Source organism: Microterricola viridarii, from assembly GCF_900104895.1.
GTDB lineage: Bacteria > Actinomycetota > Actinomycetes > Actinomycetales > Microbacteriaceae > Microterricola > Microterricola viridarii.
The window spans coordinates 2,441,806-2,454,694 of sequence record NZ_LT629742.1; the positions used below are offsets into that span (position 1 = coordinate 2,441,806).

General features: G+C 64.4%; 15 protein-coding genes. 11 read left to right on the plus strand and 4 right to left on the minus strand.

What is annotated here, in order from left to right:
• Positions 1 to 22: 22 nt before the first annotated feature.
• From BLT62_RS11140 to BLT62_RS11150, 3 genes are all read right to left on the minus strand, one after another.
• Complete coding sequence (locus tag BLT62_RS11140) at positions 23 to 1,045, minus strand: MAB_1171c family putative transporter (protein ID WP_083364120.1); 1,023 nt, start codon at positions 1,043 to 1,045, stop codon at positions 23 to 25.
• A complete protein-coding gene (locus BLT62_RS11145; protein ID WP_083364121.1) occupies positions 1,042 to 1,506 on the minus strand; it encodes an ImmA/IrrE family metallo-endopeptidase in 465 nt (154 codons plus the stop codon). Before BLT62_RS11145 ends, BLT62_RS11140 begins: the two co-directional genes overlap by 4 nt.
• A gap of 64 nt (positions 1,507 to 1,570) precedes the next feature.
• Positions 1,571 to 2,008 (minus strand): hypothetical protein, encoded by a 438-nt coding sequence (locus BLT62_RS11150; RefSeq protein WP_231919118.1) that lies wholly within the window; start codon positions 2,006 to 2,008, stop codon positions 1,571 to 1,573.
• Positions 2,009 to 2,340: 332 nt separating this feature from the next.
• Here BLT62_RS11150 and BLT62_RS18140 point away from each other — a divergent pair, with 332 nt between their 5' ends.
• The 9 genes from BLT62_RS18140 to BLT62_RS11190 are packed head-to-tail and all read left to right on the plus strand — an operon-like array spanning position 2,341 to position 9,464.
• The gene (locus tag BLT62_RS18140) at positions 2,341 to 3,396 is read left to right on the plus strand and encodes an ArdC-like ssDNA-binding domain-containing protein (protein WP_083365428.1); all 1,056 of its coding nucleotides are present in this window, start codon (positions 2,341 to 2,343) and stop codon (positions 3,394 to 3,396) included.
• The gene (locus BLT62_RS11160; RefSeq protein WP_156786326.1) at positions 3,396 to 4,301 is read left to right on the plus strand and encodes a bifunctional DNA primase/polymerase; all 906 of its coding nucleotides are present in this window, start codon (positions 3,396 to 3,398) and stop codon (positions 4,299 to 4,301) included. The genes BLT62_RS18140 and BLT62_RS11160 overlap by 1 nt, the downstream gene beginning before the upstream one ends.
• 32 nt (positions 4,302 to 4,333) lie before the next feature.
• Entirely contained in the window at positions 4,334 to 4,960 is a 627-nt protein-coding gene (locus BLT62_RS11165; RefSeq protein WP_083364123.1) for a DUF2637 domain-containing protein, read from the plus strand.
• The gene (locus BLT62_RS17705) at positions 4,953 to 5,360 is read left to right on the plus strand and encodes a hypothetical protein (RefSeq protein WP_156786327.1); all 408 of its coding nucleotides are present in this window, start codon (positions 4,953 to 4,955) and stop codon (positions 5,358 to 5,360) included. The genes BLT62_RS11165 and BLT62_RS17705 overlap by 8 nt, the downstream gene beginning before the upstream one ends.
• Positions 5,357 to 6,235 carry a hypothetical protein gene (locus BLT62_RS11170; RefSeq protein WP_231919121.1) on the plus strand — a complete coding sequence of 293 codons (879 nt, stop codon included), beginning with the start codon at positions 5,357 to 5,359 and terminating at the stop codon, positions 6,233 to 6,235. The genes BLT62_RS17705 and BLT62_RS11170 overlap by 4 nt, the downstream gene beginning before the upstream one ends.
• A complete protein-coding gene (locus BLT62_RS11175; RefSeq protein ID WP_083364124.1) occupies positions 6,232 to 7,329 on the plus strand; it encodes a ParB N-terminal domain-containing protein in 1,098 nt (365 codons plus the stop codon). The genes BLT62_RS11170 and BLT62_RS11175 overlap by 4 nt, the downstream gene beginning before the upstream one ends.
• A gap of 37 nt (positions 7,330 to 7,366) precedes the next feature.
• A complete protein-coding gene (locus BLT62_RS11180; protein WP_083364125.1) occupies positions 7,367 to 8,020 on the plus strand; it encodes a hypothetical protein in 654 nt (217 codons plus the stop codon).
• A gap of 9 nt (positions 8,021 to 8,029) precedes the next feature.
• Positions 8,030 to 9,196: a M23 family metallopeptidase gene (locus tag BLT62_RS11185; protein WP_083364126.1), complete on the plus strand. Its 1,167-nt coding sequence runs from the start codon at positions 8,030 to 8,032 to the stop codon at positions 9,194 to 9,196.
• 1 nt (position 9,197) lies between these two features.
• Positions 9,198 to 9,464 carry a DUF6112 family protein gene (locus tag BLT62_RS11190; RefSeq protein ID WP_083364127.1) on the plus strand — a complete coding sequence of 89 codons (267 nt, stop codon included), beginning with the start codon at positions 9,198 to 9,200 and terminating at the stop codon, positions 9,462 to 9,464.
• A 162-nt stretch (positions 9,465 to 9,626) separates the two neighbouring features.
• Here BLT62_RS11190 and BLT62_RS11195 read toward each other — a convergent pair whose 3' ends face one another.
• Positions 9,627 to 9,944, minus strand: coding sequence for a hypothetical protein (locus BLT62_RS11195; RefSeq protein WP_083364128.1), 318 nt, complete (start codon positions 9,942 to 9,944; stop codon positions 9,627 to 9,629).
• A 450-nt stretch (positions 9,945 to 10,394) separates the two neighbouring features.
• Between BLT62_RS11195 and BLT62_RS11200 the strand changes: the two genes are divergently transcribed.
• Both BLT62_RS11200 and BLT62_RS11210 read left to right on the plus strand, forming a co-directional pair.
• The gene (locus BLT62_RS11200; RefSeq protein WP_156786328.1) at positions 10,395 to 11,951 is read left to right on the plus strand and encodes a P-loop ATPase, Sll1717 family; all 1,557 of its coding nucleotides are present in this window, start codon (positions 10,395 to 10,397) and stop codon (positions 11,949 to 11,951) included.
• A gap of 659 nt (positions 11,952 to 12,610) precedes the next feature.
• Entirely contained in the window at positions 12,611 to 12,880 is a 270-nt protein-coding gene (locus BLT62_RS11210; protein ID WP_083364131.1) for a DUF6112 family protein, read from the plus strand.
• Positions 12,881 to 12,889 lie beyond the last annotated feature (9 nt).

The window sequence follows — 12,889 nt, forward strand, 5'->3', positions numbered from 1 at the left end:
CTCGTGACCACCCAACCCAGCCTCATGCGCGCTGCTGCCCGTCGACTATCTCAATCCTCGACATCGAACTGCTAGGTATGCCCGTCGAACTTGCTCCGAGGAGGTGCAGCTCGGCACGCTCAAGCAGCTGTCTCTCTCCTTCGCTCAGCTCGAACGACACCCGGGTATCGATCATCGCGTCACGGATCTCCACGACATGGCGGTGAAGAAGAGTTTCGGGCTCGTCCGCGTTGAATGCAGCCGTCTCGTTCTGGCTGATGCCTGGCCGTAGCGCCGTCGCTGCAGCCCAGAGCGGATCGAGCTCACGCACGAGCATCCGCGCTCTTTGTTCTCGCGAACGCGTCTGCATGGCCCGGGCCGCTGGCTGGCCGGCAAATCCCAGGCAGAGAAAAAGGAATGTCAAGAGGTTCAGCGGCCCATATGCCTCAGATACCGCCGACATCAGGCCCAGGTTGCCCGCCACGTGCGCAAGGTTCATCACGATGACGATCACGGCCAGCATGACTCCGAGGACGCTTCCGAGGAGGAGAGAAACGGATGGCAACCGCAGGGCACCCTCGTTGACACGGATTTGCCTCGCCGACAGCACCGCCATCGCCGCAACCACAATTCCGTAGTAGAGGAAGTGGATTGTCGAGTAGGCAGCCGCGGCAGGCTGATTGCCCAGATCAAGCATGAAGTTCGTGGTGGTGGCGCCACGATCGATGAGGAAGAAGGTGACGACAGCGCACACGAAGGCGATCGCGAGCACGGCCCGCCCGAGTGCGAGTTGCACGGCTCGCGACTGGTGATCGGATGCCCGGTTAACGCCGCGACCGAGGAAGAAGATGCCGACCATCAGGGCGAGATCGGCGACAAGCGTGACGAAGTTGGTGCCGCCCGCAAGACCGTCAAGCGTTTCGTAGACGGAGTCGATGTTCAGGGTCATCGCGATTGCGATGGTGAGCGCGGCGTAGGTGATGCTGCGTTCACCGCGCCCGCGCCGCAGAATGAGCAAGCTCGCGAGAAGCGTCCACATGAGGGCTGATACGAGAACTGGGATCACCCGAAGATCTCCAGGAATTTGGAGCCGTGCATTGTCGAACCCCTGATGGCCGCGGCGAGCTTGTCGGCCAGTGACTCCGCCACGATCTCGTCGGCAGTGTCCAGATTCTGGCGCCGGAGAAGGCGCCGGCGTGTCTCGGACGGGATGTCGGGCAGGAGGACGTCGGGCATATCTGGATCATCATGGTTGCCGTGATTGAGCAGGATGTGCGCGAACTCGTGCAGCACGAACTGCTGCCGATGCAGCGCCGAGTCGCTGTGGGCGTGAAGCACCAGGTCCTCGGCGTCCGTCATCAGCCAAACAGCACAGAGCCCGTCGTGATCGCCGAGTTCAGCCAGTTCGATGATGCGCAGGCGGCGCTGGCGGCGCTCTTGCACCGCGCCAACCAGCTCGTCGAAGGAGAACGTGTCGCCGAGTGCGAGTTCGTCGAAAGCTGCCGACACGATCACGTCTGTGTTCACGATGTCGTCACTTCCCTTCGGACGTGCCTGGATCCCCGCGTCCCCGGCGCACTCAGACAGCTGGCTATGTTTGGGCGATCTCCTCGTCGAGGAACTTGCTAATCGCCTGAAGCGCGTTGGGTGAGATGTCTCCCAAAGTGCGAGCCGCATACGACTTCACCCGCGCGGCGCGCATGGAACGCACCAGATCGAGCTGTGCGCTCACCCGGGCGGGGGTTTCGGCCCCTTCCGCGCCCATCAGGAATGCGGGATCCACGTTGAAGAACTCGGCGAGGCCGTCGAAGAGCGCCTCATCCTGCACGTACCGATGGCCGTTCACCATGTACGTCCAGCGAGAGCGCGAGAGGTTGGACCCACGTTCCTCAAGAAATGCTGCGATCTGCGAAAACGTCGGCTCGGCACCGGTCTCGGCGATCGCAACATCGAGCAAGAGCCGGAGGCGCTTGGCGAGGTCCTCCGCGGCGGCTTTGCTCTCTGCCTCGGTCAAGTCGCGGATCACCATTCACCACCTCTGGGTAGGCACACCACCATCATCAGCCCGCCGCAAATCGTAGAACATTGGGAATGCTCAATTTACTCCTTGAGCATGCCCAAATCAAGGGTTGCGCATGCTCAATTCGAGTGTTAGAACGTATCCATCCACTGCATTGAGCATGCTCAAAGGGAGGCGCCAACACGTTCTAGTTGTAGCCACGGACTCCGCACCGCTGCCGCGTGCGGAGTCCGCGAAGTTCGCACTCTGCGCCCGGGCCAGCCGTGCGCAGCGGAGCACACCTATGTGTCGTCCACGCCTCTTATGTGTGGCGACGACCCGGGAAGGTGATCGATGTGTCGATGAACCCGCAGCCTCATCACGAGTGGGAGGAAAAGCTCACTGAGCTTCATGAGCATCTGGTCTCCGCCGTTGAGGCGCTTGTCACCGGCGATGAGTGGAAACGCGCGCTGGAGTTTGTGGCCCGCTTTCGATCACGCTCGTTCAACAACACGCTTCTGATCTGGTCGCAGCATGACGCCGCGTACCGGCGCGGGCTCGTCCCGGACCCAGTTCCGAGCTACGTGGCCGGTTTCAAGCAGTGGCAGACGCTCGGCCGGCACGTCGTGGCTGGCCAAAAGGGGTACATGATCTTCGCCCCCGTAACCGCGCGGTTCGCATCATCCTCGCCCAGCGACCCTGGCTCGTGGCGAAGGCTCAACCCCTCCGAGAGACCGCGATCGGGCGAGGTCGTGCGCCCGCGCATGATTGGCGTCAAGCCGGCGTACGTCTGGGACGTTTCGCAAACCGACGGACAGCCACTTCCCGACAGTTCCACACCGCACCTGTTGAAGGGTGAAGCGCCGGCCGGGCTCTGGGATGGTCTCGCGTCGCTCGTCCGAGGCGATGGATTCAGCCTGTCGCTGGCACAAGATGCCCAAACGCTCGGCGGCGCGAACGGCATGACCGGCTTCGGCTTGCGAGCTGTCACCGTGCGAGCTGACATGGATGCCGCGGCTCGCGTCAAGACGCTGGCGCACGAACTCGCCCACATCCGGATGCACGAGCCCAACGGCGAAGCACGCTCTCACCGTGGGACCGGTGAGGTTGAAGCCGAATCGGTGGCCCTGATGATCGGTGCGGCGCACGGCATGGACACCACCGCGTACACGATCCCCTACGTGTCCACATGGGCGGCTTCGGTGTCGGGCACGACAGCCGTCGAGGTCGTGCAGGCAACCGGCGAGCGGGTGCGTAGAACCGCCGTAGCGATACTCGACCAGCTCCCCACCGCGCAGAGCGGGGCGGGTGATACCCCGGGGCTCGACCGGTCGAAGCCGGCGCAGGTCATCGCCGACACGGCCCCTAAGCCGTCAACCGCCCAAACGGCGGTGCAACGTGGAGCACTGACGCTGTGATGGACGTCGCTGACGTGCTCTTCACGACGCGCGGGATGCCGTCGCTCGATGCCGCGCTCGCCTTCGCCCGCGCCGGCATCCGAATCTTCCCGTGTGCCAGCGGCGGCAAACGCCCACTCACGCACGCGGGCTTTCACGACGCCAGCCGCGACGTCGCCCAGGTGCGCTCATGGTGGACTCGATGGCCTGCTGCGAACCTGGGGCTGCCAACGGGCAGCGCCTCGGGCATCGAAGTCGTCGACATCGATGTAGCGGATGCCGGTTCGGGCTTCGTCACGTTCGAACGCGCGAGTGCGGCCGGGATGGTCGCGGGCGAGCTTGCTCGGGTTCGCACGCCGTCTGGCGGCCTGCACGTCTATTTCCCCGCTTTGCCGAGCCACCCACAGCGGTGCTGGCAGTCCGCCGTCGCGCACATCGACTTCCGCGGTGAGGGCGGCTACGTCGTCGTGCCTCCCTCGGCGCTGGTGACGAACAACGGAAGAGTGGCCTATCGCGTTGTCTCCCTGTTTTCTTCTGGTTCAACGTCAGTCGATGCTGCCGCGCTCCGGGACTTCATCGACCCCGGGCATAGCCGATCAGAACCACCGCCCGACGGAGCCGCGGCCGCTGCGCCTGCACCAACCCGGCTAGCGCGCTGGATCGCCAATCTTCACGAGGGCGAGCGGAACAGCGGCTTGTTCTGGGCTGCCTGCCGCCTGTTGGAGGCCGGCAGCCGACCCGCCGAGGTCGAAGCGGCGCTCGCGCCTGCCGCGGCGAGCGCCGGACTTTCGGAGCGAGAGATCAGAACGACCATCCACTCGGCGAACCGGCAAAGCGTCAGAATGCCGCTGGGTTCAACTGCCGCGACGTGGTCGTATCCGGTCACTCCGCGACACAGAGATGGAGACGCGCCGTGCCTCTCGTGAAGTGGCCGCGCACAGAAGGCGTCCGGCTGGCGATGGTCACCGCGATCATAGGGACGGTGTTCATCGCGGCCGGCGCGTTCTGGCTGTCGTTCACGTCACTCACCGATCTCGCCCGCCGTTCGGGCATCGATGCGGCTCGAGCATGGGTCTGGCCGCTCATCGTCGACGGAATCATTGTCGTCGCGACTGTAGCCGTGGTCGCGCTCGCACGATCGCGCGCGGCTTGGTACCCGTGGATGCTGCTCATCGCGGGCGCCGCGATCTCTGTCGCAGCAAACGCGACCCACGCGCTCGTTGCCGGAGCGACCGACGTCCCAATCCTGCTCGCGGCATGCGTCTCTGCAGTCCCTCCCCTGGTGATCCTCGCGATCACGCACCTCACATCGGTGCTCATGCGGCACGAGACGGGCAGGGCCGTGGCCCCCGCGACGCAAGACGTTGTCGTGCCGGCCGTCGAGACCCTATTCGATGCGGATGCCGCCGCAGTCGGCGAAGGCCAGGCCGACGCGTCGTCGCTCCGGGCGCTTGGCTGGTCGAACTCGGCGATCGCACGGCGCCTGGGCGTGCATCCGTCTACCGTCGGGCGGTGGTTTCGGGTTCACGCGGGTGCACCTGCTGTCCAGACCACAACAGTAGGCGAGGGCATGAGCGATGAATGACCACGAGGTTGAAGAGGCACTCCTGACGGAACACCTCGATGCGGCTGCCAACGCAGAGGGCACGCACCCGGTGCAGGCCGAGCGCTCTCTGCCCTCCGCAGCCCCCCGGCGCTCGCAGGCGCTTAGACATCCGGGCCGTTCCACTCTGGTGAGGCCTGACTACCGCTCGGGCATCGTCTGGGTTCGCGCATCGGACCTCCTGAACACCGGCACCGGCCGCATTGCCGGTCGTGGGCTCGACTTCGAGTCGGAGCTGGTCCGTCGTATGCGGCGAGCGCCCGCGACAACTCGTCGGGCGATCCGCGAGCGCACCGACCGGCTGCCCCCGCTCTCCGCGTTTGGGCGGTCGACCGAGAGTGCGTCGGTCGCGCAGCATGGCCTTGGACGGCGCGAGCTATGAACACCCCACTGCACACGGCATCCCCTACCGTTCCTGCTGCACCCGCCGCGATAGGCCGGACCGGGCAACGGACTTCTGGCTCGGAGGCGTTCCGCGACTCCGAGGGTCTGCGCACGCTGCTTCGCCGGTTGCAGGCTGACGACGGTTCCGCCTGGCGGACCGACCGTGAGGCGGCCGAGCTCATGCGCTTCGTTGCGGAGCGCTACGCCGCGCTGGCACGCAAGCACGGCTTGGATCCCTGGGAGGCGGCGGCCGCCGCGTTCGACGCGATGCGGGCGCCGTCTGCTCTGCGCGCCGATGACCCGTGGGCGATCGTCACCCGCGCAGTGCAGGTCACCTGCATCGCCGAAGAACGCGCACACGGACTGCTCTGCGCGGTGCACCAGGCACGCAGACCCCGCCTCTCGGGATACCACGACGCCGAACGCTTCAGCGATCGCGAGCACCCTCTGCCGGACTACCACCCAGCGTTCCACACCAGCCCGGTCGAGGAACCCGACGAACCTCCGCTCGGCGTGCAGTCGGCTGTCGAAAACGCGATCGAGTTGTTCCGCTTGCTTGGCTGGCCGCCCGACCGTGCACGTGACGGTGTCGAGTACATTTGCAGCCGGCTCGCGGATGCCGCGTCCCGACCCTCGGCCTACGAGTCCCTGCGGCGGGACTACGCCGCCCGGGCCCTCCTCGACCTCCCGCAGCGCGCGTGGATGACGATGCTCCGTACACTCCTGGGATGCGGTGACCCGCTGCAGGCCCACACGGCGGCTGGCCGCGGCATCCTGCTGCGATTGATAGTCGGCGAACCGCTCGATGTGCTGCTTCGGGATGACGAGCTGGTGTCGGACATCGTGGCCAACGTTCCGGGCGTCGGGCCGTGACCAGCACCCCGGGGCACATCGAGTTGGAGCGATCGATCGACTCCATCCGAATCGGTGCGCGGCATCGCACCGACCTCGGCGACATCGACGCACTCGCCGCCTCAATCGAGCGACAGGGACTTCTCCAGCCGATCACAGTAACCCCTGACGGCATTCTCGTCTGCGGAGCCCGCCGGCTGGCCGCCCTCCGGCAACTCGGAGTGCGCAAGCTCAACGTATGGGTTCGCTCCGGCATCTCGGACCGGCTCACCCAGCTGCTCGCCGAGCAGGACGACAACGCGCTGCACAAGTCCCTGAGCCCGACCGAAGCAGCCACCCTGTACCGCGAGGTGAAGGCACTTCTCGCCGAAGAGGCACGGCATCGGCAGGAGTCGTCGCGATTCGGCGCGGCCCCGGAGAACCGCCGATCAGGTGGTGCTGCCACCGTGGCAGCACCGGTGACGCTGCTCGACGGCTACGCCCGGGCACAAGCGGCACTTCTGGTGACCGGGCGGCGCTCGTACACGACGCTCGATCGCATCAGCGACGTACAACGCATCACGGCCGACGAGAGCGTGGACCCCACGATCCGCGAGCAGGCACAGCGCGAGCTAAGTGCGATTGAGGCCGGCGGCTCCGTCGCTTCGGCGCACCGCCGCTTGAACACGCAGCTCACACTTGCTGAGCTGGAGCATTTGGCAGCGGATGCCGCGCAGCCCGCGGGCATCCGCCAGGCCTCGTCGGTGGCTGCCGCACGCGTGCATGCCGCTGAGCGCTCGGTGACTGCGGCCGAACTCGAGCAGCTGGCGCGGGAGGCCCTCGCCCGCGTGAAGGCAGCACCGAAGGCAAAGGGCTCCCGACCGGCGCATCCGTCAGCGTCGACCGCCATCACTTCGAAGTTGCCGACCCGATCATTCGTCTTCCTCTGGAATGACTTGCACGACTGGTGGCTCCGCTACGACGTCGCTGAAATCGCCGCCGAACTCACCGAGGAGCAGTGGGAGCAGTTTGAAGCGGCGCTGGCAGGCACGCTCACCTTCGCCGAGCGGATGCGCGCGCAGCGCTCGGACGTGCAGGCGGCGGCCCGCGAAGCGCAGGCGGGTGCACCTTCCTAACGTCCGGGTCCATCGCCCCGGCCCCGAGGAGCAGACAATGCACGTCCCACACAGGCGCCGCCCGATCATCGCGATAGCCGGTAGCACCATCGCGCTGCTGATGCTCACAGCGATCGGCGTGTACGGGCTGTTCCGGGGGCCGTCGCCCGCGGCTCGACCGGCGCCGGCGGCGAACAACGGATCCTTTTCATCGACGGTGCCCGATCGCGTCGACCAGCCGCAACCGGTGGCGGTGACGTCTGATCCCAAACTGTTCGCCCGCAGTGTCGCGCGAGCACTGTTCACCTGGGACACGCGCCACGAGGGCGGCCCCGGCCCGTGGGCGCAGGTGCTCGTCGACGCCGCCGATGTCGACGAGGCGGCCGCCGTGGCATCCGATGTTCGCGGCTTTCTCCCGGGCGTCGAGATGTGGCAGCGGCTTGGCACCTACGGCACGCGCCAGTGGCTCGAACTGCGGTCAGTCGCCGTTCCGGATGCCTGGTCGACAGCGCTCGAGCAGGCAGCACCTGGGCAGCTCCCCCGCGGCGCCACGGCTTTGAAAGTGGTGGGCACCCGCCATCGGGCAGGGACGTGGGACACCGAGCTCGTGCGCACAGACCGCTCCGTGTCTTTCACGATCTTTGTCGCGTGCCCGGGCGTGGACCCGTGCGTGCTCCTGCGGCTCTCGCAGCTCGACCGGCCACTGGAATGAGGCCGGGAGATGAAGAGACTCATCGGCTTCCTTGGAATCATCCTGCTGGCCGGCCCGCTACTTGGACTGATGGGCGTCGCCGCACTCATGAACCCCGCTGAGATCTCATGCGGCTGGGGATCACTTGCCGTCGGTCGCATTCCCGACTCGCTCACCGCGCACACGCGAGACGGCGGGTCGATATCGCTCAACCGACAGCAGCTCACCCATGCAGCGACGATTCTCGCTGTCGGAGGGCAGCTGCCTGGCGTCGGCCGCCAGGGCGCACTCATCGCACTGATGGCCGCACTGACAGAGTCGACATTGCGCATGCTCACCAATCCAACCGCGCACCCCGAGTCTGCGAGCTACCCCAACGACGGTGTCGGCTCCGATCACGACTCGCTGGGGCTCTTCCAAATGCGATCGGCCTCGGGCTGGGGCACCGTCGCCGATCTCATGGACCCTGAATACCAGGCGCGGGCATTCTTCGGTGGACCGTCGGGGCCGAATGCCGGATCGCCACGCGGGCTGCTCGACGTTGACGGCTGGCAGTTCATCGACCCGGGCGAAGCCGCGCAGGCAGTGGAAGTCAGCGCGTACCCGGATCGGTACCAGAACTACCAGCCGGTCGCGGAAGCGATCATCACCGCACTCACTCAGCCGACGTCGACGAAGCCGAGCGCTGCCGGTGTGACCGTTCAGGAGACGTCACGCATCGTGTTCCCTCTTCCGGCCGGCACATACACCGGAACCGACAGCTTCGGCTGGCGAACCGACCCCGTCACCGGGGCCCAGGCATTCCACGCGGGCAGCGACCTGGCTGCACCGGCCGGAACACCGATCCTCGCGGTTGCGGACGGAATCGTTGGTTTCGCCGGTCAACGCGGCAGCTACGGCGGGCTGATCGTCATCGAACACACGGTCGCCGGTGGGCCGGTTGCTTCGTACTACGCGCACATGTACGACGATGGAATCCTTGTCGCGGTGGGCGAGCGCGTGGCCGCGGGCCAGCACATAGGCGACGTCGGCTCCGCGGGCAAGTCGACCGGCCCGCACCTCCACGTCGAGATCCACCCGGGCGGTGAGCGCGAACCGGCTGTCAACGCGATGGAATGGCTCGCGGAGCACGGTGCGGCGGGACTCGCCGGTGCCGAGGCAGGCTCGACCGGGTGCAGACCAGGCAAGGCGGCATGACATGGACGTGTTCCCCGACTTCGGTGCCGTGGGCGGCGCCGCCGAGCTCCAGAGCATCGTTGGCGCGCTACTGACTCTCGTACTCATCGTGGCAGTGCTGATGATGGTCATCAGTGGGGTCACTTGGGCGCTCGCCACGGCGAACGGCCATTTCCAAACCGCCACAAAAGCCCGGACCGGGCTCTGGATAGCGTGCGGGGCGGCTGCACTTGCTGGCGCCGCCGTCGCCCTGGTCAATTTCCTGCTCTATGTAGGTGCGGGGCTCTGACGACCGGCCCTCATGCCGAGAACCGCGCTGACAACACGACGTCATGAAACTCGGACGGCTCAGACCTATCTATCAAACTGCCAGCAGCAGCCATCCCCGAAAACGACTGCGCAGATGCCAAGAATCGTCTGCGAATCAGTTTCATGCCCGCAGGCCAAGGGCCTATTGAGCCTCGCCTCTCTCTCGAACTATTCTCCGAACCCATCTGACGGAATCCAGCATGTCTGCCCAATCCAATGCACCAGAACGGCCGATCTCGAAGACGATCTGTTTCAGCAACTCTCGCAACTCCTCATCGCTAAGCGGCCCGATCATATCGAGACGATCTGGCGTAGAGGCGAGGGCGAGGCGAGTTGCCTCGACCCAGCGCCGTTCGGCCGCTTTCCTCTGGAACCGTGCGAACAACGCCTTGCAGCCCCACCAGATCGCTATCACTAGAGCCGCAAGTCCGGCGAGGACAATCGTCAAATCGGGAAGCATGAGCCGGAGTCTATGAGTCAGCAAATACGAGCTCCAGCCCCAGAACTGGTCCTGCCGCCCCTCGGCCGCGCGCCAACGCTTAGGTCGATGTCAAAGCATTGTGACGATAGGTATGGAGAGCGAATCGGGCTCAGCTCACCGGAATAGTCTGTCCATGGTGATCCTTCGGATGTAGTGGTTCGCATCTCCACGTGGGGCGAACGACGATAATGGGTCCCTTTGTTGAAACTCTTCGACAAGAAATTCCGCCACTATTTCGCCCAGCCGCGTCTCTGCCGCCCAATCTTGCGCCTGGAACGGCATTTCGGCTGGGACGGCTGAAGCTATGACAGCCGTCATCGCGCAATGATGCTGCACGTCGCGGCCGACACGCCCCCTTGCGGCAAGCCGACGGGCCATCCATCGATAGGTTGTAGGCAATCACTTGACTACAGAGGATTCGAAACTCCGATGATTTACAGCTCGTTTATCGCTACCGCGGGATTCATCAGCGATCCGTTTGCTTCGACCGATTCCGATCGTGAAGAGAGATTATCCGAGTACTTCGTACCGCCGCCGTACTTCGCAAGTGTGATGGGCGATCCCAGTGATCCCGAAGCCTCGATTGTGTTCTCGCCAAGAGGTACGGGCAAATCGGCGCTGCGACGAATGGTTGAGGAAGGCGCGTCAAATCCTACGACGCCGTACCTCGCGTTGACCTACATGGATTTTGAGTGGGCGGCCGGCCAGACTCCGACCGTCGAAGACCACCAGCTTGCCGTGGCACGCTTACTCACGCTCGCTATCCTTACTGAGCTCGACGCAGAGCCCAACGGCGCAGATCTGTATCTCGATGAGCACGACAAGAACGTCCTCAAAACAGCCGCGAGCGCTCTACTCACAAGCTTGACCACGTCGCAGTATCGCGACGCGATGTCAGCGGTCAAGACCCTTCACGACAAGGCGAGCGAAGCGTGGCACAAATACGGTGGCGTTGTGGCGACCGTGGTCGGCGCACTTATGGCGAAAGCGGGAATTGAAGGTTCGACCATCGACCGCGACCTAGTCTCCACACCTGCCTCGCTCGCCGCGGGGGCGAGAGACCTGCTCACAGACCTGCTGGCGATCTCGAAGAAGCTCTTCTGGCGTTCGGTCTACGTCCTAGTTGACCGGGTAGACGAGACATCGGCGACTGCGAACAGCCCTCAGGCGGCCTTCGACATAGTGTCGAAGCTACTAATCAGCCTGCCCACGATCCAACAAACGGGAGTTGGGTTCAAATTCTTCCTGTGGGACCAGACTGAACGCTTTTTCATGGAAGCTGGGGGGCGCCCCGACCGAGTCATGATCCACCGACTACGTTGGTCCGTTGAAGAGCTCACCGAGATGCTTTCACGGCGGCTACGAGCGCATTCTGAGAAAAGAATCGGCTCGCTCAACGACCTCCTTTCGTCCGAAGCCGGACTTGACGCCCACTTGCTCATTTGCCATGTCGCTCATGGCTCACCGAGAGACATGATCCGCATTGCGAAGCAAGTGATTGCGGAGGCCACAAAATCCCAAGTCGGTGAGGCGCGGATATCTCGAGACAATGTGATGATTGGGATCGGTGAGTTTTCGAAGCAACGAGTCGACGAACTCTACCCGCGATTCTCCGCAGAATTTTCGCGCGTACCGAACGCCAACTTCACGACACCTCAACTGGCGAATGACGTCTTCCGGATTACGACACAGGCAATGCGACAAAAGATCCTCCAATGGGTAGAAGTAGGGGCGGTGCGTAAAGTTGCGGAGCAGCCGACGGGAGAGAACCGCCCCCTGCACGTGTACGCCTTCAGCGATCCACGGATTCTCCTCCGTGGATTTCACGCCTCGACAATCGAGCTGAACTTGGACAACTACCTGCTCGAGTGCGAGCATTGCCGTTTGATCGCGATCGGCTCGGACGCCGCTTTCACATGTGCCGAATGCGGGTCAGACGTGGTACTCAAGGATGCGCGAAGCCTCCTCGAAATTGTGTCCATCTAGGGCTAGCTTTTTTGAGCTCGGTCACGTCCCATGGACTCCTCTTGACTCACAGCGGCGGCGGCGGCGTACGCTCGTTTGTTATCGAACATAAGTTCGACTGAAGCAAGTTTCGAGAGAATGCAGGAATCATGCGCACCGTCACCGACGCTGTAACACTGTGGCTGCACGGCGGGGTCCCAACACGAATGATCTGGCGGGGATCACGATGGCGAGTCACCGACACACCCACCGAGCTCTTCCGCGACGTTGGGTCACTCCCAACAATGATCACGCACCCGCCTGTAATTCCGGTCGGCTGGCGATTCCAAGCTGCCGATAGCGCCGGGCTCAACCGCATCTTCGACGTTCGACGTGATGGCCTGAGCTGGTTACTCGAGCACGTCTATGAGTAGCGGCAGGCTTGGCCGTTGTGGGATGCGCCACGTTTCCGACCCTGATGGAAAGTCCATCAAGTTGGCGCCGAAGTCCCACGACAGCGTGATCAGCGTCATCAGCGCTCGCTAGTTGTGCGGAAGCGTCGTCGGCGATATCCGATGATCTGCGTGCCAAGAGAACGGTCCGGCTTCGTTTGCATACGCAATGGCGCGTTCCTCTGTAGCTCGCGGAAGCGCTGTGCGCTCCTCACGTTCGTACCCATTCAACGAGCGAGGGAGCACCCTGTGATCGACATCGACCCGAACGGGACCGGCCTTCCGGGCATCGAGCAGCTGCGCGTCATCGTCGGCGCGGTGATGACGGTCGGGCTGATCCTGAGCGTGCTCGCCCTGATCATCTCGGCGATCGTCTGGGGGTTCGGCGCCAACTCGTCCAACCCGCACCTGGCGTCGCGCGGCAAGCTCGGCGTACTGGTGTCGTGTGGCGCAGCGATCATCTGCGGCGCGGCCGTCACACTCATCAACTTCTTCTGGGGCGTCGGACAAACCGTCTGACCCAGCGAG

What these genes read in the sequence shown, in the direction of transcription:
- BLT62_RS11150 (WP_231919118.1), bottom strand. Translation starts at nt 2,008, where the DNA reads ATGGTGATCCGCGACTTGACCGAGGCAGAGAGCAAAGCCGCCGCGGAG.
- BLT62_RS18140 (WP_083365428.1), top strand. Translation starts at nt 2,341, where the DNA reads ATGAACCCGCAGCCTCATCACGAGTGGGAGGAAAAGCTCACTGAGCTT.
- BLT62_RS11160 (WP_156786326.1), top strand. Translation starts at nt 3,396, where the DNA reads ATGGACGTCGCTGACGTGCTCTTCACGACGCGCGGGATGCCGTCGCTC.
- BLT62_RS11165 (WP_083364123.1), top strand. Translation starts at nt 4,334, where the DNA reads ATGGTCACCGCGATCATAGGGACGGTGTTCATCGCGGCCGGCGCGTTC.
- BLT62_RS17705 (WP_156786327.1), top strand. Translation starts at nt 4,953, where the DNA reads ATGAATGACCACGAGGTTGAAGAGGCACTCCTGACGGAACACCTCGAT.
- BLT62_RS11170 (WP_231919121.1), top strand. Translation starts at nt 5,357, where the DNA reads ATGAACACCCCACTGCACACGGCATCCCCTACCGTTCCTGCTGCACCC.
- BLT62_RS11180 (WP_083364125.1), top strand. Translation starts at nt 7,367, where the DNA reads ATGCACGTCCCACACAGGCGCCGCCCGATCATCGCGATAGCCGGTAGC.
- BLT62_RS11185 (WP_083364126.1), top strand. Translation starts at nt 8,030, where the DNA reads ATGAAGAGACTCATCGGCTTCCTTGGAATCATCCTGCTGGCCGGCCCG.
- BLT62_RS11190 (WP_083364127.1), top strand. Translation starts at nt 9,198, where the DNA reads ATGGACGTGTTCCCCGACTTCGGTGCCGTGGGCGGCGCCGCCGAGCTC.
- BLT62_RS11195 (WP_083364128.1), bottom strand. Translation starts at nt 9,944, where the DNA reads ATGCTTCCCGATTTGACGATTGTCCTCGCCGGACTTGCGGCTCTAGTG.
- BLT62_RS11200 (WP_156786328.1), top strand. Translation starts at nt 10,395, where the DNA reads ATGATTTACAGCTCGTTTATCGCTACCGCGGGATTCATCAGCGATCCG.